Genomic DNA, 23,008 nt, shown 5'->3' with positions numbered 1-23,008 from the left:
ATTCGGTTTTTCCGAACTGTGGACCGCATGCTCAACTACCGCCACCTCTACTATTTCTGGATGGTTGCCAAGCAAGGTGGCTTTGCCCGCGCCGCCGACCGCCTGGAAATGGCGGTGCAGACCATCAGCGCTCAGGTGCGTGATCTGGAGAAATCCCTCGGTCACCAGTTGCTCAAGCCGTCAGGCCGCGGAGTGGCGCTGACAGAGGCGGGCCAAGCGGCGTATGCGCGAGCAGAAGAGATTTTTCAGCTAGGCCAGTGCATCCCCGAAGAGGTGCGAGAAGCCGCCAGCGCCCAGGTGGCAAAGCTGTCCGTAGGACTCTCTGACGGCATCTCTAAACTGGCGGCGCATGCCCTGTTGGAGCCGGTGCTGTCCACGCCCCATTTGCGGCTGGTGTGCCATGAGGGGGAGTTCGACGAACTGCTGTCCGAGCTGGCACTGCACCAGCTGGATGTCGTGTTGGCGGGGCAAGCTGCGCCGCGCAATCCGAACCAGCGCCTGTCGAGCGAGCGGATCGCCCGCTCCACACTGCAATGGTATGGACCGACATCGTTGGTCAAAAAGCCGGTGCGCGACAGGTTTCCGCAATCGCTTCAGGACATGCCGGTGCTGTTGCCCACGTTCCATTCTCCGTTGCGCTCTACGCTGGATAGCTGGTTTCAGGACATCGGTGTGCGGCCGCGGGTGGTGGGCGAATTTGAAGACAGCGCCTTGCTGGCCGTGTTCGCGGCACGGGGGCTGGGAGTGTTCCCAGTCAGCCAGTTAGGCGCCCAGGACGTAGGGCTGGTTCGTGGGTTACGCCTTCTGGGTGACTGCCCTGGCATCAGCGAGGAAGTGCATGCCATCTGGTCGCGGCGGGGGCAACACCATCCGCTGGTGCGCCAGATGGTGGCGTCTGCGCACGCGGTGTGATTCGCGTGCAAGGCTGGACCCCTCAGCGCGTTCCGGCGTTCCACCGCATGAACGGCATGGGTGCTATTGCTGCGCGGGCAATTTGCCAATGCGCCATTGCGCCATCACGGATCGCATGATCCATGCTTCTTGTGCGGCGATGTGGTGGTCGGCCATGGCCGCAGTGCCGGCAAAGTACAGCACCTTGTGCTGCAACTCAGGCTCCGTCACTTCCGCCATGACAGCGTCCGGGGTGGCTTGTTTCACCGAACCTTTTCCGATACCGCAAGCGTGGCCAAGCCCCTGGTTTTTCAGATGTCCTTGGCAGGAAAAATCTGCTGTTCGCTGCCTGATGGGCGAGCTAAGGTGCGACCTCAAACCAAGGAGAACGTTGATGCAGATACTTTTTAAATCCCGCCATCCCGAAGCCACCTTGATGCGCGAGACCGTCGAGCGCCGCGTGCGGTTTGTCCTTCGGCGCCTGAACACGATGGTGCCGCGTGCAGATGTTCAGCTGGACGACGTGAACGGCCCCCGTGGCGGTGTGGACAAGCGCTGTCAGATCGCGCTGCGCACGGACGGATCGAGTCAAGTGATTGTTTCGTCCATCGCCAAAGACTGGCGCACAGCGCTGGATGATGCTTTGGCACGCGCAGCCCGACACTTGCTGCGCACGTTGCGCCGCGCGGCCCCCACCCGTCGCCCGCGCGGACACACGGCCGAAGCCTTGCAGTAGCGATCACGCACCCTGCCGAGTGCAGCGTCCACCCGGCAGTTGCAGATTGGGCGCCTGAGCCGCGCGTTCAAATGGCAGCAGTCACCTGAACTGATTTACCGATGCCGCTGCCTGCCGTTCCCATGCGCAGGAACAAGCCCGTGGTGCAGTCGGGCAATTGTTCAAATCGGCCGCGTCAAATACACGGCCTCGCGGCCAACGATGGGCTCCCGCGTCGGCATCATCACCGTGCAGTCATCGCACAACGCACGAATCTCATGCGTGCCGTCGGTCGCAATCAGCTCGTCCTTGGCAAATACCTCAAAACCTTCAATGGGCCGCGCAAACGCAAAGTCTGGCGTGCGTACCATGCAGGTCTCCAGCAGTTCATAGCGGCGCTGTGCGCCGGGCGCAGACCTGCCGGATGCCGCCTCGACAAGCCCGAAGTGCGCCAGAAAATCCAACGCCGCCGCGGTGGCCACATCGGCGGCCGATTGGCGAAAGTGCTGGCCACACTCCACCACCAGCGCCACACCGTCGCCAAGGGCTTGACCGTGGCGACCATGCTGGATCAGCGGCGTTCCCGACCCCAATCCACTGGGCATCACCAGGTGCACCGGCGGGCTGCCAATGGCCAGTGCCGCTTCGGCGTTGCGCGGGTAGGCCGGGTACACCCAAAAAGGCTGCACATCCTGGCTGGTGGAGTGGATGTCCAGAATGTGATCGGCCGCCGCCACCACCGGGCGCAGCACCCGCGCGCGGTTCAGTTCGGGGCTCTCGGCGGTGCCGTCCAGCTCGGCCGCAGACCACACGCGGTTGAGGTTGTGCACCAGCTGGCGGCTTTCAAACGGACGGCTCTGGTCAAAAGACTCGTACGCGGCCACGTTGGCAAAGCTGATGGTGAGCGTGCCGATGAGGGGGCGCACGCCGGTGTCCAGCAGGTGCGTGGCAGCCACCATGCCGCAGATCTCGTTGCCGTGTGTCAGCGCATTGATCAACACGTGCGGGCCGGGCTTGCCAGACTCAAAACGGTGCACATAGTCGATGCCCACATTGCCCTGGCGGTAGGCAGACAAGTCGCGCGGCAGGACTTCAAGAACAGGAGGGTTGAGTGACATGGGGGATAATTAATAAGACAACACATCATTGTCAATGCAAAGCCAGAAGTCTGCAGACCGGGGTGTACGATGCCCGCCGGTTGTCCCACTGCCCCGCTGCTGCACCATGCCCATTGCCCGACTTTGCCCGCTGACCGAGGTCACCGCGCTGTTACCGCCCGACTGCTGGATCGCCGAGCGCCTGGCCAACGACCCGGACGACCCGGACGACCCGGACGGGCTGGACGGGCTGGACGGCGAGAAGGTGCTGCACATCACCGGCGACGTGCAGTTGCCCGAGCTGCACCTGGACGCGCCTCTGGCTACGGGCAGCGCGCTGCGCAGATGGCTGCAAAACCAGCAGGGCGGCGCCAACGACACAACACTCCCGCGCGCACCGTTTCTCATCCTCATCGAAGGCCACTTGCAGATCGACGGTGCGCTGACCTGCGATGACACCGATGGCACCACCCACCTCGTCGTGACAGGCAACGCCCACGCGCACAACGCGGTGGTGGGCGGGCAACTGTTGCATGTGGGCGGCGCGCTGCAGGTGGACGACCTGCTGTGGGGCCACTACAACCATGGTGAGCTGCGGGTGCATGGCGGGCTGACCGCCCGCGTGGCCGTGTTCACCGATGAATACCACCTGCACATCGCAGGGCCCGAGCACGTGGAGTTCTTGCTGGACGAAGTGCGCGGCGTGGCGCACCTCGCAGAGTTCTCGTGCGAGGGGGTGGCAGCGGTGTTTACCCCGGAGTTTCTGAACGATGCCGACACGGGCGCAGACGGTATCAGCGCGTTGTTGAACCGCGACGCTGTGGTGGCCGCCGTGCGCGCGGGCGACAACGCCACGCGCAGCAGCGCCGACATCCACGCCCTGCTCCCCATCGCCCACGACCTTTGCGCCGACAACACCATCAGTGTCGAAAACATCATGGCGGTGCTGCACACCCCTGTCATTGCGCACAAGCAATACAAGGCCTACGGCTGGTTTCAGCAAACCGATTTTTCACTGTGCCAGCGCCATGTGGACGAGGACGAAGACCAGCGCGACGACAACGTTTTCATCACGGTGTGGAAAACCTGGGACTTTTACCTGTCGGTCGAACAAGTGCCCGAGCCCCAGGGGCTGATGGCGCGTGTCGCCGCCGCGGTATTGCGCCGCACCGTGCCCACCACCCGCCAGCTCACGCTGATTTACCGCGACTACACCGATGGCGAGCCCGGCGAATGGAAAGCACTGGTGCCCGACGCCGACCCGAAGGCTTGGAAGGCCTGCCAACACGCCTGGCGCGGCGTGCTTGACTACGTGCGCAAGGCCGTGGGCCAGCACCGCGCGCGCTACCCGCTGCACCAGCGCCTCAAGGCCGAACTGACCGCCGCGCGTATCGAAGCGTTCACATCATTGCCGGTGTTCACCGAGCGCTACAACGACTGGTGGGACAGCGACAAAAACGGCTACTGGGACGGCGATATCTGGGTGGGCGCCCGCCAGCCCTGCATGCACGACGGCGAGCCCTGGGGCCGCGCGCTCAAGCTCAGTTGGCAAAACGGTAGCGACGCGCCGGGCGATGACGAGTTCAACGCCCACAGCGCCTACCAAATCGATGTGGATGAAGCCCGCGATGGGCCTGCCGTGGTGGAGTTCAGCTATTCGCAGCGGCAGAACGACAGCCGCACCGCCCTGCCCGCCGGTGCGGCAGACCACATTGTCCGCCTGCTGCGTTTTTATGGCGCGGTGGAGACGCGCATTCGCACCCAACACGAACAAGACCAGGCCCGCAAAGCCGAGGCGCTGCGCATTGAGGCCGCAGTGCACCTGCTGACCACGCCCCCGCTGGCGCCTGACCTTCCCGATGCAGCGGTTTTCCCGGTAGAGCTGATGATCCTGTCAGACCAATGGCAGGCAGATGGGCAAAGCTATGTGGCGGCCATCCGCACGCACCAATTGGTCCTGGACGCCGCGGACCAGAACAGTGCAGATGCCGCTGCGTCAGGGCACGGCGACGACCCAGGGGATGTTGCGGACAACGAACCCAGCGACGACGATACCGAAGACGACCTGCCCGAAGACCCCCGCAAGGCGGCAGCCCCCACCGTGCTGCAACTGGCCCGCGTCGTCAGCGCGTGGGCCGACGAAGACCTGTCCGAACGGTTTCGCCAGCGCTTTGCGTTTGCAGCCGATGCCTACGTGGAGCACGCGGCCCACAAAGGTTGCTTCATCGGCCCCGTGTTTGCGCTGGACGATGGCCGCATGCTGGCGCGTATTGGCGCCGCATACGACGACACTGCGCACTGGGTCGCGCTGCAGGGCGGCCATCACACACCCTTGCCTGCACTCAAAGGCCTGGGCCGCTCGCCCGACAGGTACTGCTTTGCCCAAAGTGATGGTCAACACATCACCACACACCACGGCTTCGACGGCCCCGTGATTGCGCGTTTTGCGCTACCGCAAGGCAATGAAGGCTTGCCACCCGCAGTAGAAGTCATGGCAGGCCCGCTCGGCCAGCGTTGCGACGAACTCATCCCCTTCAACAACGGCCAGCGCGTGTTGCTGCGCAACCCCACAGGCACCTACCTTCTGGGCGACCACGGCGTGCAACGCCTACACCCCCAAACCTTTGACGAGGATGGTCCCTACACCTGGCCCAAAAACCAGTCTGCAGAAGACCGCGGCACGATGCTCGCACTCGACATGCTGCACATGGCCCTGTCACCGGACGAGCGCCACATCGCCGTGGGCGACCAAGACAGCGTGCACATCCTGCTGAACGCCGACGGCCAGTTGCTGCGCAGCTACGAACCCCTGTCGTCCTACCCGCACCACGCCACCTTCTCGCACGATGGCGCGCAGCTGTTTGCCAATTCCTGCCACTTCTACGGAGATTGCACGCTGGCGACGCCAGTGGGTGAAGCGTTGCCAGCCCTCGCGGCAGACAGCGAAAAGGAGACGCAGGAAGCCCCGGCCATCAACAGCCAGTGGCGCGTGTATGCATCTGCCACCTTGCCGGGCCTGGTCATCCTGGGCGATGCCAATGGCTACCTGCATGCGGTAGATGAAACGGGACAAAACTTGTGGCGGCACCACATCGGCAGCACGATCAGTGCTATTGATGTGTCGCCAGACGGTAGCTCGATAGTGGCCTGCAGTTACGGCGGCTACTTGGTAACGCTGGAACGCGTGGAGACGGGCATGGACCCGTATTCCATTGGCACTTCGCCGTATGTGGAGACGCGGCGGTGGATCTTCTGGAGCGATGAAGTGGGGCCGCTGCGGTGGTAGGTGTAACCAGTCAGCACGTGGCCCGAAAAGGGCTCGAGGGTACGCTAATCCAGCAGCACTCTCGCTGTAGTCTGCACCGGATTTTTCTACCGGGTTTTACGGATTTTTTATATCTGGGTGTTTGATCATCACTGCAACAGCAAACCCCGGCTGCAAGCCACTTTCAGGAGGAATGAGTGCACAGAATATTTAGTACCGCCCAGCTTTTCCCACAGACATCCGATAGATGCACTACGTTCGCCGCCCCATGACTGTATGCGCCTATTGCCAGCAAGATCGACCGCCTACCAGGGAACACGTAATTCCCGCCTTCATGTACGACTTCCAGAAGCAACTGGAGCGTTCGGTGACGGGGTGGAATGAAGTAGCCCAACGCATGGTGGGGGGCGAAGGGAAAGTCAAGGACGTCTGTGCCGACTGCAACAATCGAGCGCTGAGCGAACTCGATGCCTATGGCAAACAGGTGTTAAGCGACTCGGGGCTACTCGTCCACAACTATACGAGGCGCGACCTCATGCTTAGGTATGACTACGCGCTCTTGCTCAGATGGCTTCTGAAAGTGTCGTTCAACTCATCAAGAACGGACGGTGCTCACCGCCCACTTTTTGAAAAATATGTACCTTTTATGCGTGGCCTGGGGCCCTTGCCGTCACGTAACCAAGTGTCTGTACTACTGTATCTTGCTCGGCCCGAGGTACTTGGCCAATCAAGGATTGCCGCAGAACCCTTTGTTCGAATCACAAACGGATCGCCACTGCTGAATCCATTTCTAGTCCGCATCTGCTATGGCGGTATTCCTGGCGAGCAGAGATACGTCTTGCGATTCAACATTTTCGGACCAGCAGTTTTTTATCTACTGATGTTCGAAGATGGCATACCTCCAGGACACGCAGCATCTGCAATACGGAGCCTAACAAAAGCCACCCCTGGCGCAGTTGAACTCAGCGCCAAGCAGAAAGTAGTTCACGTCCGAGCTGGCGAGAGCAGCTGGCTCGACCTATATGAATACCAAGTCGCCCGGGTGCAAGCTCTTAACGGCAGCTAGCCCTGCAATTCATGCGTACTTAGCGTGAAAAACGGGATGAGGCAAGTACCCTTAAACGTTGCGCAACCGATTGTCCCAGCAGCCACCGGCTGCATTTAACCAACAGCCCCCTCGCCAACCGCCGCAAGGTAAGTAGCCCCCGCCCACCTACTGCAGCACCAACTCCACCCGCCGATTCTTGGCGCGCCCTTCCTCACTGCTATTGCTGGCCACGGGCGCCAAAGAAGCGACCCCATTACCCACCATGCGACTGGCTGCAATGCCATGGTCTTTGGTCAACGCAGCCGCCACCGCATCCGCGCGCCGTTTGGACAACGCGAGGTTGCTGTCAAAGCCGCCCACGCTATCGGTGTGGCCCACCACATGCAGCTTGACGGCGGGTTCGGCTTTCAAGAAAGCAGCGATTTGTTCCAGCGACGGCTTAGATTCGGGCTTCACGTCGGCCTTGCCGGTGTCGAACAAGATGCCATAGATGGCCACTTTGCCGTTGGCGGTGATGGACTTGCTGATGTCTGATGCGCTGACCACCACCATGTTCTGGTCCATGGATTTGGTCTCCATGACATCTACCGCGATGTACGCCCCTGCGCGGGATTTATAAGACTTTTCTTCCTTGGACCAGTCAACGGCCAACAGGCGCACGGTGGTGTTGTCCTTCTGAAAGGTGCCGGTGCGAATGCTGCCGATACTGGCTGCGTACATCACGTACTCGGAGCGGTTGTTCTTGATGTAGTCCTTTTTGCCCCTGCTGAAGCTGGCCATAAAGTTGTTCCAGCGCCCGACGGACCCGTCGCGTGTGGAGTCATAGAGGGGCTGAAACCCTGCGGCCGTGAGTTCGTTCACGTAGTTGCGATAAAGCTCCAGCGAGCGCGTTTCGCCCGGAGCCTCGTACCACAGGCGGGTCAGCTTGCCTTCCAGCTGCAGCGGCGGCTGGACGTAGCGACGGGCACTGGCTGCCAGGTCGTACTCCTTGAAGGTCGAGGTCTGGAACTCCACGGCATCGAAATTGCGGACTTCGTACCCCACGATCACACTGCCCCCAAAACGCTTGAGCACCGGATGGTCTTTGCTGCCCGGCATGTCCTGCGCCGTGGCCGAACCCACGCTGGCAGCAGCCAGCAACCCCAGGCACAGCAGCGCGCCCCATTGACGAATCAGCCGCATGATCATGATGCACATCCTGTTGAGTTGAGAGGTCACAAAGCCGCTATCCGCGGGCAGGCCCGGGAGGGCACGGCGATGATAGGTGAGGCGTTTGTGGCACGCCACCCCGCGCTGCAAGGATTGGTGCAATTGCGCAGGGAAGCGCGCAATAAATCACACGGGCTCAAAAATGCGCCCCCCGCCCCTGCTGGGCCAGCGTTGTCTGTCCAAGTATCGAAATCAATGAACGCTCGCACCAGAAACCGAGGGACTTGTCCAATCAGGGTGTTGAACCCCTCGGGGAGCGGCCAATAGCTGCTGCTGATGCCTACGGCACAATCCGGCCACGGTCGATCATTCACGGTGCCGCCTCGCGCTTCGAAAGCAGCCGGTCCAGCGGCCCCCAACCCGAAGGAGACTCGCATGGGACTTCTAACCCTCAGCCTCAACGTCACTCTGGACGGCTGCGTAGACCACCAGGAAGGAATCGCCGACGATGAGACGCATGCCTTTTTCACCCGCCTCATGGACGAGAGTGGGGCGATGCTGTGGGGCCGAACGACCTACGAAATGATGGAGAGCTATTGGCCGGCGGTCGCCCGCGGCGATGTGCAGGCGCCGCCAAAGGTACACGAATGGGCGGCCAAGCTGCAACTCAAGCCGAAGTACGTCGTGTCGTTGACGCGAACGGACTTCCCGTGGTCCCACAGCCACCACATCGTCGGAGACTTGCGCTCGGGCGTGCAAAAGCTCAAGGACGCAACCCCAGCCGGCGTGCTCCTCGGTAGCAGCAAGCTCGCGACCGAGCTGGACCGGCTGGATCTGATCGACGAATACCAGTTTCTCGTTCACCCCAGGATCGCCGGTCACGGCCCGACTCTGTACCAGAGCGGGCTGCCCCACACGCGACGGCTTGAACTGATCTCGGCAAAGCCGCTCCGCAACGGCGCGGTGGCAATGCATTACCGGGCGCGCGGCTAACAATCGGTTGCAACATGAGCGTTGAACGCTGCTTCCGGGGAGCACCTGGCGCCCGCTTCGAGCCCACAACGCCCATTCGCTGACGTGCACACAGCCGCTAAATACAAGTTGAATCGGCAGCCACTCCCGTCCGAAAACCTACTGCAGCACCAGTTCCACCCGCCGGTTTTTGGCGCGCCCTTCATCGCTGCTGTTGCTGGCCACGGGCGCCAAAGACGCCACCCCGTTGCCCACCATGCGATTAGCGGCAATGCCGTAGTCTTTGGCCAACGCAGCCACCACCGCATCCGCCCGCCGTTTGGACAAAGCCAGGTTGCTGTCAAAGCCCCCGACACTGTCAGTGTGGCCCACCACGTGCAGCTTGACGGTGGGTTCGGCTTTCAAAAACGCGGCAATCTGCTCCAGTGACGGCTTGGACTCGGGCTTGACGTCGGCCTTACCGGTGTCAAACAAGATGCCGTAGATGGCAACCTTGCCGCTGGCGGTGATGGACTTGCTGATATCGGACGCACTGACCACCACCATGTTCTGCTCCATGGCCTTGGTCTCCAGGATGTCCACGGCGATGTAGGCGCCCTGCTTCGACTTGTACGTGGCGTCCTCTTTGGGCCAGTCGATGGCCACGAGGCGCACCGTGGTGTTGCCCTTCTGGAACGTGCCGGTGCGCACGGTGCTCGCGTCGGCGGCGTACATCACGTACTCGCTGCGATTGTTCTTGATGAGGTCGCGCTGGCCGCCGCTGAAGTTGGCCAGAAAGTTGGTGTAGCTGCCTGCAGCGCTGTCGCGTGTGGAGTCGTACAGCGCAGTGAACCCGTTGGCCGCGAGGTCGTTGGTGTAGTTGCGATACAGCTCCAGCGACCGCGTGGCGCCCGGGGCCTCGTACCACAGGCGGGTGAGCTTGCCTTCCAGAGCGAGCGGTGGCTGCACGTAGCGCCGCTTGTTGGCCTGCAGGTCGAACTCCTTGAAGGTCGAGGTCTGGAATTCGACAGCATCAAAGTTGCGCACCTCGTAGCCCACGATGGTGCTGCCGCCAAACCGCTTGACCGCCGGGTGGTCCTTGGCGCCTGCAAGGTCCTGCGCCGTGGCAGCACCCGTGCTGGCCAACCCTACAAAACCCAGGCACAGCACAGCGCCCCATTGACGAAACAGCCGCTTGATCATGATGCACATCCTGTTGAGTTGGAGAAGCTCGTACCTCGCCCGCGGAGGGCATGGCGATGATAGGTGAGGCCCTTGCGGGGCGCCATCCCCCCGCCGTGGCCACCAGCGAACGCGCGCAATAAATCACGCAGCGGCTCAAAAATGCGGCCCTGGCCCCTGCTGGGCCAGCGCGTCCTGCGCATTGCGCAGCGGGCAGACCTTGAGCGACAGGCAGCCACAGCCGATGCAGCCATCCAACTGGTCGCGCAGCGCGGTCAGCGTGCGGATGCGCTCGTCGAGGTCTTCGCGCCAGCGCTGTGACAGGCGCCGCCAGTCGGCCACCGTGGGGGTTCGGCCTGCGGGCAGTGCCTGGAGCGCCTCTGCGATGGCGGCCAGGGGCACGCCCATGCGCTGGGCCACCTTGATGACGGCCACCCGGCGCAGCACCGAGCGAGGGTAGCGGCGCTGATTGCCAGCGTTGCGCACGCTGGCCAGCAAGCCGCGTGATTCATAAAAATGCAGGGCCGAGACCGCAAGGCCGCTGCGCCGCGCCACCTCGCCCACCGAGAGGTCTGCCGTCAGGTCTATGGTCATCGCTCCGTCGCCAGTGGCATCGTCGTGCTTCATGCCTATTCCTCAAAAAATGAGTTGACCTTAACTTTACTTGAGGTTTGATACTGCCCCCTTCTTCAACCCTGAACGGAACATGCCATGCCGCAGATCGCTTCGAAACTCTCCCCGCACCACACGTCGCTCACCCATATCAACCCGGCCGGCCTGTACGACCCTGCGCCTAACGGCTACTCACACGTGGTGGTGGCGCCGCTGCAGGGCCGCACCGTTTATGCATCGGGCCAAGGCGGCGAGAACCTGGCGGGCAAGCTGTCGCCCGACTTTGCAGAGCAGCTCGAACAAGCGCTGAACAACATGCGCACGGCACTTACTGCGGCGGGTGCTACGGTGAACGATGTGGTGCGCCTGACCTTGCTGGTGGTGGACCATTCCGAAGCCCGCCTAGCGGTCTGGGCCGACGCTGCGCGCCGGGTATGGACCGACGGTCCGGCCCCGGGCTGCACGCTGATCCCGGTGCCGCGACTGGCGCTGGACGGCATGCTGGTGGAGGTGGAGGCCACGGCCGTGGTGACCGCAGCAGCGGTTTAAGAGCCTGTTCCCTGCGCCGCAGCCAGGGCGCAGAGGGGCAGCCCGCCGCGCCACACGCCCAACTGTCCAAAAGAGCCTTGGTTTGCCATTCCGGCGCCCCTGGTTGTGGCGTACCATCCTGCGCAGCGGTCCCATCCCGAGACCTTTACAGGAGGCACTATGGCCAAAGGCGAACAACGCAGTAACAAGATGGCGAAGAAACCCAAGAAGGACACTTCGCTCCCCAAGGAGGGCAGCGGCTCTGACCGGCCCATGCCACCCATGACCGCCGTGATTCCTCGCGGAAAAGAGAAGAACAAGTAAGTCGTCGGCGCTGCGGATCACCGCAGATCGCAATTGCTACTAAAAATATAGCTGCTAGCGCTTATCCATCAAGCGCTAGCGGCTATTTTTATATAAATTTCTTCCCATCCCGTGCACCGCGAGCCCGCATTGGGCTGCGGGTCTACCCATGGGCCGCTGTGGCAGCAACCTGCGCAAGCCGGGCCAGCCAGTCCACGTCCGGCTCGGGGCGACCAAACAGGTAGCCCTGGTAGACGATGTCTGGCGCGCGCTGGCTCAAAAAGTCGGCCTGGGCACGGGTCTCCACCCCCTCGGCCACCACTCGCAGGCCAAAGTGGCGGGCGACCGACAAAATGCCGTCCACCAGCACACCATCGTCGGCGTTGGTGGGCGCATCGTGCACAAATGACCGGTCGATCTTGATCTCTTGAATGGGCAGGCGCTTCAGGTACGCCAGCGATGAATAGCCCGTGCCAAAGTCATCCAACGACATGTCCACGCCCAGCGCGGCCAGCTCGTGCATCTTGGCCACCACGTCGTCAAAGTCTTCAATCACCAGGCCTTCGGTGACTTCCAGCGTCAACAGCCGCGGGTCGGCGCCGCTGGCGGCCAACAGGGCACGCAGCTGCGGCACAAAACGCGTTTGCCGAAACTGCCGCGCGCTGAGGTTGACCGACAGCCGCAGCCCCCGCGCCTTGAAGGCGGGCTGCGCCAGCAGCGCACAGGACTGCGCCAGCACCCAGTCACCCACACCCACGATGAGATCGGACTCCTCGGCAATGGGTATGAACACGCCGGGCGCCACCAGCCCGTCGCGCGGGTGTTGCCAGCGCACCAGCACCTCCGCGCCCGTCAGCTGGCCCTGCACATCCACCTGCGACTGCAGGTACAGCCGCAGCTCGCCCGCACCCACGGCCTGGCGCAGTTCGCGCTCCACACGAAACCGCTGCTCGGCCGCCTCGCCCATGCCCTGCTCAAAAAACGCGGCACGCCCGCCGCCCGCCTGCTTGGCGCGATGCAGCGCGGTACCCGCCCTGCGCAGCGCGTCGTGCGCGCCGTCGTCGCCCGTTTGCGGGTACAGCGTGATGCCCACACTGGCGCCCAGCTGGGCTTCTTCCGCATCGCCGTCCAGCAGCAAGGGGCGCAGCAGCGCGGCCTGCAGCTTCTCGGCAAACAGCAGGGCTTGGCTGCCCGCCAGCGCCACGTCGGCGCCCAGGCCATGTAGCACCACCGCAAACTCATCCCCTGCTACGCGCACCAGCAGGCCCTGTGCGGGCAGGATTTCAGACAGGCGCAGCGCCACCGCACACAGCAGGCGGTCGCCCATTTCGCTGCCACGCGCGTCGTTGAAGGTGGTGAAACGGTCCAGGTCGAGCAACAGCAACGCGTGTTGTGCCACAGGGGGACGGCCGGGGCGGCCCTGCAGCACCGACAGCCGCTCCATCAGCGTGAAGCGGTTGGGCAGGCTGGTGAGGCTGTCGAAATGCGCGAGGCGGTGGATTTCGTCAGCCGCGCGTTTGCGTTCGGTGATGTCCTGCTTGAGTTCTACATAGTGGCTCACATGCCCATCGGGCTGGCGGATGGGCGCCACCACCACTGATTCGATCAGCGCCTGGCCATCTTTGCGGTAGTTGACCTGCTCGCCCGCCCAGGAGTCACCCCGGGCGAGCGCGGACCGCACGCCTTCGCGCTGCGCGGGCGCCAGGCCGTTGCTCGAAAAGCGGGCCGACGCACCGCCCACCACTTCATCGCGTGCATAGCCAGTGCGGCGCACAAACGCGTCGTTCACGTACTCGATGTCTTCCTGCAAGTCGGTGATGACAATGCTCTCGGGGCTTTGCTCCACCGCACGCAGCAGCTTGCGCAGCGCGGCCTCGCTGGTGGCCAGGTTGGCAGCAGTCTGCTGCGCTTCGTGCACGCGGCTCATGTAGTTGCGGCGCGACAGCAGCGTGGCTGCCGCCGTCAGCACCAGAATGCCCGCCAGGTACACCGCCCCCGCCACGCGGTTGGCTACCTGCACCGGCTTGAACATGCCCTCGATGTCGGCCCAGATGAAGCCCATGAACAGCAGCGCGGTCAGCCCTACCAGGGTGAGCGTTGCACGCACCCCCAGCATCCAGCCGGCCAACACAATGATGACGGGATAGTTGAGCAGGTTGGGGCCATTGACCCCGCCGTTGCGCGCCGCCACCAGCGACACCGACACCCACACGCCCCATACCAGCAGGTGGGCCGCCTGCGTCCAGCGCCCCATGCGGGCCAACAGCAGTGCGGTGCCGCCGACCGCGCCGGCCACAAAGTTCAGCGCAACCCGCGCGGGTTGCACCGGTTCGTCAAACATCAGCAACAGCCCAATGACCGCCCCGAGCAACATCACCGCCCAGCCCGCCACGCGGACCAGATGGCGGGTGGTGGCGTCTTGGTGGTGTAGCAGCGGAACAGCGGGGGCTTCGGCCATGGCGACGGGGGTTGCGGGGTGGGAGCCCATCCTAACTGCGGCTTGTTGAATCAGCTACCGGCAAAACGCCACGCACTGCCAACGACGCCCGCGAATGGCACCGAAGGCCGGTCACTGGTGATTGTTATAGTGTTACAGTTACGTTGTAACATCAACTATCATCAGCATCTGAGGATTTCACAATGAACAGACACGCCTTCTTGCGCCTGGGCGCGCTCACCGTGGCCAGTGCCGCTCTGCTGGCCGGTTGTGGCGGTGGGGGGTCGGGCGATGCGCCCGTTGACGAAGCCGAGCGCATCGACTCCGCAGGCCGCCTGGCCGTGCTGCAGGCCGACAGCGCCAGCGTGCGCATCTTTGACCTGGACGAAGGCAAGCTGGCCCAGTCGTTCGCGCTGGACCACCCACCCGCCGCGGTGTACGCCAGCCCGGGTGGGCGCTACGCCATTGCCCTGCAGCGCACGCAAGACCAGGCCCAGTTCATCGACGGTGGCCTGTGGCAAGAAGACCATGGCGACCACCTGCACGACTACCGCGAGGCGCCGCGCCTGCTGAGCCTGCGCCTGCCCGCCGTGCGCCCCACCCATTTCGAAACGCACGGCAGCCAGGCCGCGCTGTTCAACGATGGCCTGGTGGCCGACAACAAGAACGCCGAAGTGGTGCTGCTCAGCGACGCGGGCATTGGCAAAGGCACGGCAGACGCACGCCTGCCGCTGCCCCTGCCCATGCATGGCACGGCAGAACCTCTGGGCGAGCACCTGCTGACCACCTACCGCGACCCGGCGAGCACCAGCACCCTGCCCGTGCAGGTGGATCTGTACCGCCGCACCACCACCGGGTTCACGTTTGTGCAGCGTTTTTCTGAAACCTGCCCCGACCTGCATGGCAGCTTCACCAACGCAAAACACACGGCGTTTGGCTGCAGCGATGGCGTACTGGTGGTGAGCCGAGCGGGCACGGGCGCCAGCGCTACGTTCACCGCACGCAAGCTGCTCAACCCTTCCGATACACCCACAGGCGTGCGCATTGGCACCATCAAAGGCCATGACAAGGTGGCGCAGTTGGTGGGCCTGGCATCGCCGGGGCACCTGTTCGTCATCGATGCGGATGCAGGCCGCATCACGCGCCTGAACTGGGCTGAAGGCCGCACCGTGCGCGCCCAGGGCTTTGACCGCGCAGGCACTAACTACGCGGTGCTGGACGACCAGGGCGCGCTGCACATCACCAGCCCCGCCCACGCCTTTGCCACCCGCGCCAAGGTGAACGTGGTGGCGCAGATGCCCACGGCCGCGCCCTTCCCCAGCCTGGTGGCCAGCCTCGCGCGGAATGAGTTATTGGTGTCGGACCCCGCGGCTCGCCAGGTGGCGGTGGTGGACGTGCCCGGCGCTACGGTGCGCAAGCGACTGGACATGGGGTTTGCGCCCACAGGCCTGGCCTGGCTGGGCATTGCCCCCTGACGGTTTGACTTTGCAGGCCCGCGACCGCTGGCGGCGGCACCGCTAAACTGCCGCGCATGCCTGCCAAGAAAAAGTCCACAGCCTCCCACAGCCACGCCCCCCATGCCATGCCCGATGCGGCAGACCCGCAGGCCCTGGGCCAGTGGCTGGACGCGGCCCGAGCGCACTGCAGCCACAACGGCGCGCAACTGACCGAGCAGCGCCGCGAGGTGCTGGAGCTGCTGCTGCACCGCGGGGGCAGCGCCAAGGCCTATGACTTGCAGGAAGACATGCAGACGCGCAAAGGCCGCGTGGCCCCCACCACGGTGTACCGGGCGCTCGACTTCTTGATGGAGCAGCGCCTGGTGCACAAGGTGGACGCGACCAACACCTACGTGGTGTGCACCGACGCTGAACACGACCACCCCAGCATGATGCTGGTGTGCACCCAGTGCGGCGAGATCACCGAATGGCACGACGACCCGCAGTTCAACGCCTTGAGCGCGCAGGTAGCCGCCTACCTGCCCGGGTTTGAGGCAAGGGGTCTGGAGATCAAAGGGCTGTGCCAGCGCTGCAGCGACAAGGCGCGGGCCGCAGACCATTGAGTCGGCATCAACTCACTGGAAGCCGTTCACGCTGAGCGCAGTCGAAGCGCCGCGCGAGGCTTCGGAAAACCTGTCCTGAGACCGTCGAAGGGCTCAGTCCGAACGGGTGTTTCAAGTTCAAAAACTCCGACCCAATAGCGGGCCCTTTACCCGCCATCAATCCTCGTCGCTGCCCGGCGCAGGCTCACGCACGCCAGACCCTTTGCCTTTGGACTTGGCGCGCGCGTCTTTCTTGGCCTGCCGCTTGGCGTCTTCGGCCAGGCCTGCAGCGCGCCACGCTTCAAACTCGGTGGGCGTCTCCAGCGTGACGCGGCCCAGGATGGCGGTGCGAAAGTCCGTCATCACAATCTCGGCCGTCTTTTGCAGGTTGACCTTGCCGCCGCCCAGCATGGCGCCGCGTTTGCGGCCAATGGCTTCGAGCAGTTCTTCGTCGTGCATCTCGACCACGGCGCCTGCAGGCAGGCCCAGCTTGTAGCGCGCCTCCAGCAAGGGGGCGTAGTTTTTCTGCAGACGGCGTAGCAGTTCCAGCGCCACCAGTTCTTCGTCATAAGCGTTGCGGCCCACCGCACCGCTGGCGGCCAGGTTGTAGCCACTCTCGGGCACCACAATGCGCGGCCACAGCATGCCGGGCGTGTCCCACAGATAGAAGTCGTCGGCCAGCGTGATGCGCTGCTCCAGCTTGGTGATGCCAGCCTCGTCGCCCGTCTTGGCTTGGCGCTTGTTGCTGAGGGTGTTGATGAGCGTGGACTTGCCCACGTTGGGCACGCCGCAGATCAGCACCCGCATGGGTTTGGCCATGCCGCCCCGGTTGGGCGACAGCAGGTGGCAGGCGTCAATCAGCTTGCGCGTGGGGGCTGGATCCGACGCATCGAGCGGCAAGGCGCGCGTGTTGCTCTGGGCGTTGTACCAGTCCACCCACAGCGGCGTGCGCTCTGCGTCGGCCACGTCCTGCTTGTTGAGCACCTTGAGCGTGGGCTTGTGGCCCGTGATTTCGGCCAGCAGCGGGTTGGCGCTGGAGCCAGGCAGGCGCGCGTCCAGCACCTCGATCACCACGTCAATGTCCTTGATGCGTTCGGTGATGGCTTTACGGGTCAGGTGCATGTGACCGGGGAACCACTGGATGGCCATGCGGGGGTACTTTCTGGTGTATTCGAATCAATCTAAGGGTGGCAAGGATAATCGCGGTCCACACTTGCCCACGCCACCGCGTTTTAAACCCGCATGCCAGCCCCTCTCGACACCCCACGCAAAGCCACCGCCAGCAAGGCCGACAAGGAGCTGCTGTTCAAGAGCGTGACCTTAGCCCTGATTGGCCTGGTCATCCTGCTGGCGCCGTACGTCGCCCGCTCTGCCAGCGTGCGCGATCTCATGAACCAGGCGGCCCTGGTGGGCTGGTTTGCGCTGGTGCTGGGCATTGCGTTTGGGGTCCAGTACGGCATGCGCCGCGCCAAGGCCGGGCGCCGCCAGCCGTGACATTGGCCGCTGTCGCAGCCCCGGCCCGCGCTGTGGACGGCGCCACAGCCCAGGCCATGTTCCTGGCGATGCAGCAGCGCGCTGCAGACGCTGGCATCACGCTGCGCAATCCACCCCCTGAGCCCACCACCTGCTGTGGGCGCGGCTGCAACGGCTGTGTGTGGGAGGGTTTTCTGGACGCCGCCGAATACTGGCGGCAAGAGGCGTTGCTACAGCTACAGGGCTGAATTTCAAGCCAAATTGGCCTCTAGCGCTTGATGGATAAGCGCTAGTAGCTATCAAATTCAGAGCATCCAAAAACCTGCCGTGCAGCAGACCCGCCTAAAAACTGGCGCAACCCAAGCCAGTGCCACCGTGGAACTGGCTCTGCCAGGCCACCGGTGGCGTCCCCCTTGGGGGAAGCGGCGCAGCCGCTCAGGGGGTCAACTCCTTCACTGACATGTACTGCTCGCGCCACTCTTCAAACGGCAGGGTGTCCGCCGCCTCAATGGCCTTTTGCGCCGCAATCGACTCGTCGGCCATGGCCAGGTAACGCGCCTGCTGGTCGTCGGTCCAGGGCAGCGCCAGCAACGCGTCGCGTGCGGCGATGGATTGCTGGCGGGCAAACGATTCAAAACTGTTGGCGTGGCCCTGCACCATGTGGTCCAGCACACGGGCAGATGGCGTTTGGGCGGGCGCTGCCATCAGGGCGCGGGCTTCGCGCAGGGCGGTGCTGTAGTCGTCGGTGCCATGGGTGGCGTCCAGCGCTGCGGCCAAAGGCTCGCACGCGGCCAGCACTTCAGCGCCCCATTCGGTCAGCGCCACACTCCGGCCGTTGCGCATCAGTTGCAGGCCCTGCTCGCGGCCGCGTTCGGCCGTGAGGTGCTGGTTGTGCTTGAGTTCGGCAATCTCGGCTGGGGTGTCAGGCGGGCTGTCGGACAGCAGGCAGTGCAGCAAGAACACGTCCAGCATGCGCATGGTGCTGGATGTGATGCCCACGGGCACAAACGGGTCCAGGTCCATCAGGCGCACTTCGACATATTCCACACCGCGCTCGCGCAGCGCGTGCAGCGGGCGCTCGCCGGTGCGCACGGTGCGCTTGGGGCGGATGGTGCCGTAGAACTCGTTTTCGATCTGCAGCAGGCTGGTGCCGAGCTGGTTGTAGTCGCCGCCCGGGTTGCGCACGCCCACGGTTTCGTACGCGGGGTACGGCTTGGTCAGCGCTTCGTGCAGCGAGTTGGCGTAGCCCGTGAGGCCGTTGTAGCTCACGGCCAGCGTGGACTGGGCATCGCTCTGGTAGCCCAGGCGGCCCATGCGCAGCGACGTGGCATGGGGCAGGTACAGCGCGCTGCCGCCCGCCATCTGCTGCAGGCCATGTTCGCGCCCTTGCACAAAACAGGGGCACAGCGCGGGAGACGCGCCAAACAGGTACAGCAGCACAAACGCGTGGCGACGGAAGTTGCGGATCAGCGAAAAATACTGCTCGCTGTCCACGCCCGGCAGCGACCAGTTGTAGTGAATGCCAGAGATGGTCTGCATGCGGCGGCCATAACGGTGGCCCAGGCCCATGCGGTACACGCTTTTGGCGCGGCCGACGTTGGAGCCGCCGTAGCGGCCCAGCGGAATCGTCTCGTCCGTCGGCAGGCCACAGGGCATGCTGGACGCCCACAGCAGCTCGCCGCTGTCCTTCAAGGTGTGGTGCACAAACTGGTGCACCTCGGTCAGCTCATCCAGGCACTGCATCACGCCCTTGTGGGCGCCGGTGATCAGCTCCAGCTGCGACTCGCTGTAGTCGGTGGTGATCAGGGGATGCGTGAGGGCCGAGCCCAGTGCCAGTGGGTGGGGCGTGAGGGCGAGGCCACCCGTGGGCAGCACGCGCAACCCTTCCTTCTCGATGCCGCGGCGAATCCCTCCCAGGGCCTCCGCCGGGTAGGCGGCCAGTCTCTCGTGCAATTTGCTCATATGTTTGTACCGATCCAACTTCTGTCGGCCCGGAACTTAGCACGTCAAGCGCTGGTCCGCCCAGACGGGTGTCAAGCCCTTGCGGCCAAGGCCTTTCCAACTTCGTTGGTTCCCTGTGCGGCACCACTTTGTGGTACTTGCTCGCCAGCACGGTCCGTCACCTGGGCCAGGTGGGCCGCCAGCTGCTCGGGCACATCGGCGCCGATGCCCAGATGAACGCCCTGCGTCAGGGTGATGTGGGCGGCCTCGAACGTGCCCGCGCCCGCACACAGGATGGTGCGCGTGGGCGCGCTTTCGTGCGCCAGCACCAGCATGGCAGGCACCACGGCCTCGGGCTTCAAGGCATCGAGCACCTCCTGGGGCATCAGGCCCTCGGTCATGCGCGTGGCGGCCGTGGGGGCCAGGGCGTTGACGTGGATGTTGTACTTGGCGCCTTCAATCGCCAGGGTCTGCATCAGCCCCACCTGGGCCAGCTTGGCCGCGCCGTAGTTGCTTTGGCCGAAGTTGCCGTACAAGCCGGTGGACGACGTGGTCATCACGATGCGGCCGTACTGCTGCGCCACCATGTGCGGCCACACGGCCTTGCAGCAGTTGGCGGCGCCCATCAGGTGCACGTCCACCACCAGGCGGAAGTCGTCCATGCTCATCTTGGAGAAAGACTTGTCGCGCAGGATGCCCGCGTTGTTGACCAGCACATCCACCCGGCCCCAGGCGTCGATGGCCTGCTGCACCATGGCCTCGACCGCCGCGAAGTCGGTGACGGACGCGCCATTGGCCAGCGCTTCGCCGCCCGCCGCACGGATCTCATCGACAACGGCCTGTGCCGCACCCACCGTGGCGCCACTGCCATCCACCGCGCCACCCAGGTCGTTGACCAACACCTTGGCGCCGCGCGCTGCCAGCGCCAGCGCATGCTGGCGACCCAGACCGCCGCCCGCGCCCGTCACGATGGCCACGCGGCCGTTGAAATCAATACCCATGGTGAAGCTCTCCTGTTGTCTCAATGACTGAATGAATAAATGGATGAAGCGAAAAAAGCCTGGCAACTGCTGCTCAAAGGCACTGAAAGGCACTGGCGCCGCGCGCTGCACTGTAAGCCACGCGCCGGGGGCAGCCGGTTGCGCAGGCGACTGAAGCCAAGGCGCCTCGCCCCTGTCATGCCCCGGATCGCCACGGATCGCCCAGTTCCGCGTGCACACCCACGGCACATTGGGAATAATCGGCCTCGCAACACCTTCCCAGGCACCGCACCCGCTGCGGCGCGCCATTACTCACAATTTCATAGCTATCAGCGCTTTTACATCAAGCGTTACAGGCTATTTTTACCAAGGATTTTCGTCATGAAAGCAGTCTGGAACGACGTGGTGGTGGCCGAGAGCGACGACACCGTGGTGGTCGAAGGCAACCACTACTTTCCCGAAAGCGCGCTCAACCGCGACTACTTCACTTTCAGCAACCACAAGACCACCTGCCACTGGAAAGGCCAGGCCAGCTACCTGTCGCTGCTGGTCAACGGCGAGATGAACACCGACGCCGCCTGGTTTTACGCCGACCCCAAGCCCGAGGCTGAAGAAATCAAGGGCCGCGTCGCTTTCTGGAAGGGCGTGAAGGTTTCGGCCTGAGCGTGCGGCTGGCAACGTGCGCCGCGGGTTATCCCTGCCAGCGCTGGACAATCATGTGGATAAGTTTGGACAAGCCTTGTATGACGGCCCCAAGTGCTTGATTTGTATAGGAATGCCCTGCACCGCCTTATTTTTAAGCAGGCCCGTTCACCAAGTTGATAGTTGTCCCGTTCTGCACTGGACAATCTTGTGGATAACCTTGGATAAGCCTTGTATGACATGTTTAAGTGCTTGATTTACAAAGGATATCCTTGTAACGCTTAAAAGATAGGCATGTTCCCTTGGCTTTGCAACCCGGCTGCCCACACGCCCGAGACGGCCACAAAACCCCCGGTTATCCCTGCCCGCCCGGGACAATCTTGTGGATAACTACGAACAAGCCTTGTATGACCGGGTTAAGTGCTTGATTTACAAAGGAACTCCTTGTGTCGCTTAAAAAACAGGCAATACCGTGGGGGAGGATGACTGCGGTACAGTCCCCATCGGCGCCCTTGTGGCGCTCTTCATTTCATAGCTGCTAGCGCTTATCGGATAAGCGCTAGAGGCCAAAAGCACCTAATCATCCATGCCCATCCCGCAACTCCAGCACAGCCCCGCCGCCGAACGCAACCAAGCCCCCATCCTGGCGCAGCTGCTGGCCCTGCTGGCGCCTGCGGGTGCGGCGCTGGAGGTTGCCAGCGGCACCGGCCAGCACGCCGCGCACTTTGCCGCCGCCCTGCCCGGCTGGACCTGGCAGCCCACCGACCAGCAGGCCACCCACTTTGGCTCGATCAACGGCTGGGCCACCCAGGCGGGCGCCCGCAACGTGCGTCCGCCGCTGCGGCTGGATGTGCTGCAAAGCCCCTGGCCCAGCGAGCCCCCCGCATTCGGCGCCACGTTTGACCTGATCTACTGCGCCAACATGTTGCACATCGCGCCCTGGGCCTGCTGCACCGGGCTGATGCAGGGCGCCGCGCGGCACCTGGCGCCGTGCGGCCACCTCGTCACCTACGGCCCGTACCTGGAAGATGGCGTGCCCACCGCACCCGGCAACCTGTCGTTCGATGCCAGCCTGCGCGCACAAGACGCGAGCTGGGGCATTCGCCGCATCGAAGACGTGGCCGCTGTGGCTGCCGAAGCGGGCCTGCAACTGGCCGCGCGGCATGCGCTGCCCGCCAACAACCTGCTGCTGGTGTGGTCCCACACCGCACGCAACGCTTGAGGAAACACATCCCATGAACACACCCACCGCCGCCCCCTTCTTCATCGCCAAGGTCGAACCCGATGGCCAACAATGTGATGCCTGGCCCGAACAGCCCCTGCTGCTGTCGCTGGAGCAAGGCGGCATCGACTGGCCCAGCTCCTGCCGCAACGGCACCTGCCGCACTTGTATTGGCCATTTGGTGGAAGGCACGGTGCGTTACGCCATCGAATGGCCGGGCCTGACCGCCGAAGAAAAGGAGGAAGGCTGCGTGCTGCCCTGCGTGGCCTACCCTTCGTCGGACGTCGTTCTGCAAGGCAGCGCCATCTGATCTGCACGAGGCGGCGCGCCGGTTGAGTACGGACCGGTGCCCAGTGCACTAAAATCCAGTCCTTCCGGGGCAATATGCCCCTTTGACGTGCGGCAGCGCCGCATCGCATGTTCTTTGGGGCGGTTTCTTGGGGGCACCCTTGCCTCCGGCCACGGGAACCTGTGCTGCAGCACACCGCCAGCAGGCAAATCGCCAGCGGCCCCCTCAGAAAGCCCCAGCCTTCC

Annotated in this window: 23 protein-coding genes; 14 read left to right on the top strand and 9 right to left on the bottom strand. The window is 63.8% G+C overall.

Annotated elements, in window-relative coordinates; translation table 11 throughout:
* Window positions 1-27 precede the first annotated feature (27 nt).
* Window positions 28-912: a LysR substrate-binding domain-containing protein gene (locus ACK41V_RS00975; protein WP_409776519.1), complete on the top strand. Its 885-nt coding sequence runs from the start codon at window positions 28-30 to the stop codon at window positions 910-912.
* A 63-nt stretch (window positions 913-975) separates the two neighbouring features.
* On the opposite strand, the gene ACK41V_RS00970 is transcribed toward ACK41V_RS00975, so the two are convergent.
* Window positions 976-1,158, bottom strand: coding sequence for a hypothetical protein (locus tag ACK41V_RS00970; RefSeq protein ID WP_409776517.1), 183 nt, complete (start codon window positions 1,156-1,158; stop codon window positions 976-978).
* A 127-nt stretch (window positions 1,159-1,285) separates the two neighbouring features.
* Here ACK41V_RS00970 and ACK41V_RS00965 point away from each other — a divergent pair, with 127 nt between their 5' ends.
* Entirely contained in the window at window positions 1,286-1,627 is a 342-nt protein-coding gene (locus ACK41V_RS00965) for an HPF/RaiA family ribosome-associated protein (RefSeq protein ID WP_409776515.1), read from the top strand.
* Window positions 1,628-1,788: 161 nt separating this feature from the next.
* On the opposite strand, the gene ACK41V_RS00960 is transcribed toward ACK41V_RS00965, so the two are convergent.
* A complete protein-coding gene (locus ACK41V_RS00960; protein ID WP_409776512.1) occupies window positions 1,789-2,724 on the bottom strand; it encodes a succinylglutamate desuccinylase/aspartoacylase family protein in 936 nt (311 codons plus the stop codon).
* A 106-nt stretch (window positions 2,725-2,830) separates the two neighbouring features.
* Here ACK41V_RS00960 and ACK41V_RS00955 point away from each other — a divergent pair, with 106 nt between their 5' ends.
* Window positions 2,831-5,989, top strand: coding sequence for a WD40 repeat domain-containing protein (locus tag ACK41V_RS00955; RefSeq protein WP_409776510.1), 3,159 nt, complete (start codon window positions 2,831-2,833; stop codon window positions 5,987-5,989).
* A gap of 313 nt (window positions 5,990-6,302) precedes the next feature.
* Window positions 6,303-7,034, top strand: a complete 732-nt coding sequence (locus ACK41V_RS00950) for a hypothetical protein (RefSeq protein WP_409776507.1) — start codon at window positions 6,303-6,305, stop codon at window positions 7,032-7,034.
* Between the two features lie 147 nt (window positions 7,035-7,181).
* On the opposite strand, the gene ACK41V_RS00945 is transcribed toward ACK41V_RS00950, so the two are convergent.
* A complete protein-coding gene (locus ACK41V_RS00945) occupies window positions 7,182-8,213 on the bottom strand; it encodes an OmpA family protein (RefSeq protein ID WP_409776505.1) in 1,032 nt (343 codons plus the stop codon).
* Between the two features lie 387 nt (window positions 8,214-8,600).
* Between ACK41V_RS00945 and ACK41V_RS00940 the strand changes: the two genes are divergently transcribed.
* Window positions 8,601-9,158: a dihydrofolate reductase family protein gene (locus ACK41V_RS00940; protein WP_409776502.1), complete on the top strand. Its 558-nt coding sequence runs from the start codon at window positions 8,601-8,603 to the stop codon at window positions 9,156-9,158.
* Between the two features lie 138 nt (window positions 9,159-9,296).
* Here ACK41V_RS00940 and ACK41V_RS00935 read toward each other — a convergent pair whose 3' ends face one another.
* Both ACK41V_RS00935 and soxR read right to left on the bottom strand, forming a co-directional pair.
* Complete coding sequence (locus tag ACK41V_RS00935; RefSeq protein ID WP_409776500.1) at window positions 9,297-10,328, bottom strand: OmpA family protein; 1,032 nt, start codon at window positions 10,326-10,328, stop codon at window positions 9,297-9,299.
* Between the two features lie 126 nt (window positions 10,329-10,454).
* Entirely contained in the window at window positions 10,455-10,925 is a 471-nt protein-coding gene (gene soxR / locus ACK41V_RS00930) for a redox-sensitive transcriptional activator SoxR (protein ID WP_409776497.1), read from the bottom strand.
* 84 nt (window positions 10,926-11,009) lie between these two features.
* On the opposite strand from soxR, the gene ACK41V_RS00925 reads away from it, so the two are divergent.
* Window positions 11,010-11,459, top strand: coding sequence for a RidA family protein (locus ACK41V_RS00925; protein ID WP_409776495.1), 450 nt, complete (start codon window positions 11,010-11,012; stop codon window positions 11,457-11,459).
* 159 nt (window positions 11,460-11,618) lie between these two features.
* On the top strand, window positions 11,619-11,762 hold the full coding sequence (locus ACK41V_RS00920) for a hypothetical protein (protein WP_409776492.1): 144 nt from the start codon (window positions 11,619-11,621) through the stop codon (window positions 11,760-11,762).
* Window positions 11,763-11,904: 142 nt separating this feature from the next.
* On the opposite strand, the gene ACK41V_RS00915 is transcribed toward ACK41V_RS00920, so the two are convergent.
* On the bottom strand, window positions 11,905-14,199 hold the full coding sequence (locus ACK41V_RS00915; protein WP_409776489.1) for a putative bifunctional diguanylate cyclase/phosphodiesterase: 2,295 nt from the start codon (window positions 14,197-14,199) through the stop codon (window positions 11,905-11,907).
* A 182-nt stretch (window positions 14,200-14,381) separates the two neighbouring features.
* On the opposite strand from ACK41V_RS00915, the gene ACK41V_RS00910 reads away from it, so the two are divergent.
* On the top strand, window positions 14,382-15,653 hold the full coding sequence (locus ACK41V_RS00910; protein ID WP_409776486.1) for a hypothetical protein: 1,272 nt from the start codon (window positions 14,382-14,384) through the stop codon (window positions 15,651-15,653).
* A 56-nt stretch (window positions 15,654-15,709) separates the two neighbouring features.
* Window positions 15,710-16,237, top strand: a complete 528-nt coding sequence (locus tag ACK41V_RS00905) for a Fur family transcriptional regulator (protein WP_409776483.1) — start codon at window positions 15,710-15,712, stop codon at window positions 16,235-16,237.
* A 156-nt stretch (window positions 16,238-16,393) separates the two neighbouring features.
* On the opposite strand, the gene ylqF is transcribed toward ACK41V_RS00905, so the two are convergent.
* Window positions 16,394-17,365, bottom strand: coding sequence for a ribosome biogenesis GTPase YlqF (gene ylqF, locus ACK41V_RS00900; RefSeq protein ID WP_409776480.1), 972 nt, complete (start codon window positions 17,363-17,365; stop codon window positions 16,394-16,396).
* 93 nt (window positions 17,366-17,458) lie between these two features.
* Between ylqF and ACK41V_RS00895 the strand changes: the two genes are divergently transcribed.
* Window positions 17,459-17,710 (top strand): hypothetical protein, encoded by a 252-nt coding sequence (locus tag ACK41V_RS00895; protein WP_409776478.1) that lies wholly within the window; start codon window positions 17,459-17,461, stop codon window positions 17,708-17,710.
* A 56-nt stretch (window positions 17,711-17,766) separates the two neighbouring features.
* A complete protein-coding gene (locus ACK41V_RS00890; protein ID WP_409776918.1) occupies window positions 17,767-17,937 on the top strand; it encodes an oxidoreductase-like domain-containing protein in 171 nt (56 codons plus the stop codon).
* A gap of 187 nt (window positions 17,938-18,124) precedes the next feature.
* Here ACK41V_RS00890 and gshA read toward each other — a convergent pair whose 3' ends face one another.
* Together gshA and ACK41V_RS00880 are read right to left on the bottom strand one after the other, a co-directional pair.
* Window positions 18,125-19,651, bottom strand: a complete 1,527-nt coding sequence (gshA, locus tag ACK41V_RS00885) for a glutamate--cysteine ligase (RefSeq protein WP_409776475.1) — start codon at window positions 19,649-19,651, stop codon at window positions 18,125-18,127.
* 71 nt (window positions 19,652-19,722) lie between these two features.
* Window positions 19,723-20,631, bottom strand: coding sequence for an SDR family oxidoreductase (locus tag ACK41V_RS00880; protein WP_409776471.1), 909 nt, complete (start codon window positions 20,629-20,631; stop codon window positions 19,723-19,725).
* Window positions 20,632-20,991: 360 nt separating this feature from the next.
* Between ACK41V_RS00880 and ACK41V_RS00875 the strand changes: the two genes are divergently transcribed.
* The 3 genes from ACK41V_RS00875 (at window position 20,992) to ACK41V_RS00865 (ending at window position 22,784) form a co-directional block, all read left to right on the top strand.
* Window positions 20,992-21,273, top strand: a complete 282-nt coding sequence (locus ACK41V_RS00875; RefSeq protein WP_121419474.1) for a DUF427 domain-containing protein — start codon at window positions 20,992-20,994, stop codon at window positions 21,271-21,273.
* A gap of 565 nt (window positions 21,274-21,838) precedes the next feature.
* Window positions 21,839-22,474 carry a DUF938 domain-containing protein gene (locus ACK41V_RS00870; RefSeq protein WP_409776468.1) on the top strand — a complete coding sequence of 212 codons (636 nt, stop codon included), beginning with the start codon at window positions 21,839-21,841 and terminating at the stop codon, window positions 22,472-22,474.
* Between the two features lie 13 nt (window positions 22,475-22,487).
* Window positions 22,488-22,784 carry a 2Fe-2S iron-sulfur cluster-binding protein gene (locus tag ACK41V_RS00865; RefSeq protein ID WP_409776465.1) on the top strand — a complete coding sequence of 99 codons (297 nt, stop codon included), beginning with the start codon at window positions 22,488-22,490 and terminating at the stop codon, window positions 22,782-22,784.
* Window positions 22,785-23,008: the final 224 nt, after the last annotated feature.

The sequence above is a fragment of the Acidovorax sp. genome (genome assembly GCF_046291265.1).
Taxonomy (GTDB): domain Bacteria; phylum Pseudomonadota; class Gammaproteobacteria; order Burkholderiales; family Burkholderiaceae_C; genus Acidovorax.
Note: the sequence above shows the minus strand (reverse complement) of the source record. Positions and strands in the feature narration are given on the sequence as shown.

Coding starts and splice junctions, on each gene's coding strand:
- ACK41V_RS00935 (WP_409776500.1), bottom strand. CDS start 10,328: ATGTGCATCATGATCAAGCGGCTGTTTCGTCAATGGGGCGCTGTGCTG.
- ACK41V_RS00915 (WP_409776489.1), bottom strand. CDS start 14,199: ATGGCCGAAGCCCCCGCTGTTCCGCTGCTACACCACCAAGACGCCACC.
- ACK41V_RS00975 (WP_409776519.1), top strand. CDS start 28: ATGCTCAACTACCGCCACCTCTACTATTTCTGGATGGTTGCCAAGCAA.
- ACK41V_RS00965 (WP_409776515.1), top strand. CDS start 1,286: ATGCAGATACTTTTTAAATCCCGCCATCCCGAAGCCACCTTGATGCGC.
- soxR (WP_409776497.1), bottom strand. CDS start 10,925: ATGAAGCACGACGATGCCACTGGCGACGGAGCGATGACCATAGACCTG.
- ACK41V_RS00950 (WP_409776507.1), top strand. CDS start 6,303: ATGTACGACTTCCAGAAGCAACTGGAGCGTTCGGTGACGGGGTGGAAT.
- ylqF (WP_409776480.1), bottom strand. CDS start 17,365: ATGGCCATCCAGTGGTTCCCCGGTCACATGCACCTGACCCGTAAAGCC.
- ACK41V_RS00925 (WP_409776495.1), top strand. CDS start 11,010: ATGCCGCAGATCGCTTCGAAACTCTCCCCGCACCACACGTCGCTCACC.
- ACK41V_RS00875 (WP_121419474.1), top strand. CDS start 20,992: ATGAAAGCAGTCTGGAACGACGTGGTGGTGGCCGAGAGCGACGACACC.
- ACK41V_RS00960 (WP_409776512.1), bottom strand. CDS start 2,724: ATGTCACTCAACCCTCCTGTTCTTGAAGTCCTGCCGCGCGACTTGTCT.
- ACK41V_RS00955 (WP_409776510.1), top strand. CDS start 2,831: ATGCCCATTGCCCGACTTTGCCCGCTGACCGAGGTCACCGCGCTGTTA.
- ACK41V_RS00905 (WP_409776483.1), top strand. CDS start 15,710: ATGCCTGCCAAGAAAAAGTCCACAGCCTCCCACAGCCACGCCCCCCAT.
- ACK41V_RS00895 (WP_409776478.1), top strand. CDS start 17,459: ATGCCAGCCCCTCTCGACACCCCACGCAAAGCCACCGCCAGCAAGGCC.
- ACK41V_RS00880 (WP_409776471.1), bottom strand. CDS start 20,631: ATGGGTATTGATTTCAACGGCCGCGTGGCCATCGTGACGGGCGCGGGC.
- ACK41V_RS00910 (WP_409776486.1), top strand. CDS start 14,382: ATGAACAGACACGCCTTCTTGCGCCTGGGCGCGCTCACCGTGGCCAGT.
- ACK41V_RS00890 (WP_409776918.1), top strand. CDS start 17,767: ATGTTCCTGGCGATGCAGCAGCGCGCTGCAGACGCTGGCATCACGCTG.
- ACK41V_RS00870 (WP_409776468.1), top strand. CDS start 21,839: ATGCCCATCCCGCAACTCCAGCACAGCCCCGCCGCCGAACGCAACCAA.
- ACK41V_RS00865 (WP_409776465.1), top strand. CDS start 22,488: ATGAACACACCCACCGCCGCCCCCTTCTTCATCGCCAAGGTCGAACCC.
- gshA (WP_409776475.1), bottom strand. CDS start 19,651: ATGAGCAAATTGCACGAGAGACTGGCCGCCTACCCGGCGGAGGCCCTG.
- ACK41V_RS00945 (WP_409776505.1), bottom strand. CDS start 8,213: ATGTGCATCATGATCATGCGGCTGATTCGTCAATGGGGCGCGCTGCTG.
- ACK41V_RS00940 (WP_409776502.1), top strand. CDS start 8,601: ATGGGACTTCTAACCCTCAGCCTCAACGTCACTCTGGACGGCTGCGTA.
- ACK41V_RS00920 (WP_409776492.1), top strand. CDS start 11,619: ATGGCCAAAGGCGAACAACGCAGTAACAAGATGGCGAAGAAACCCAAG.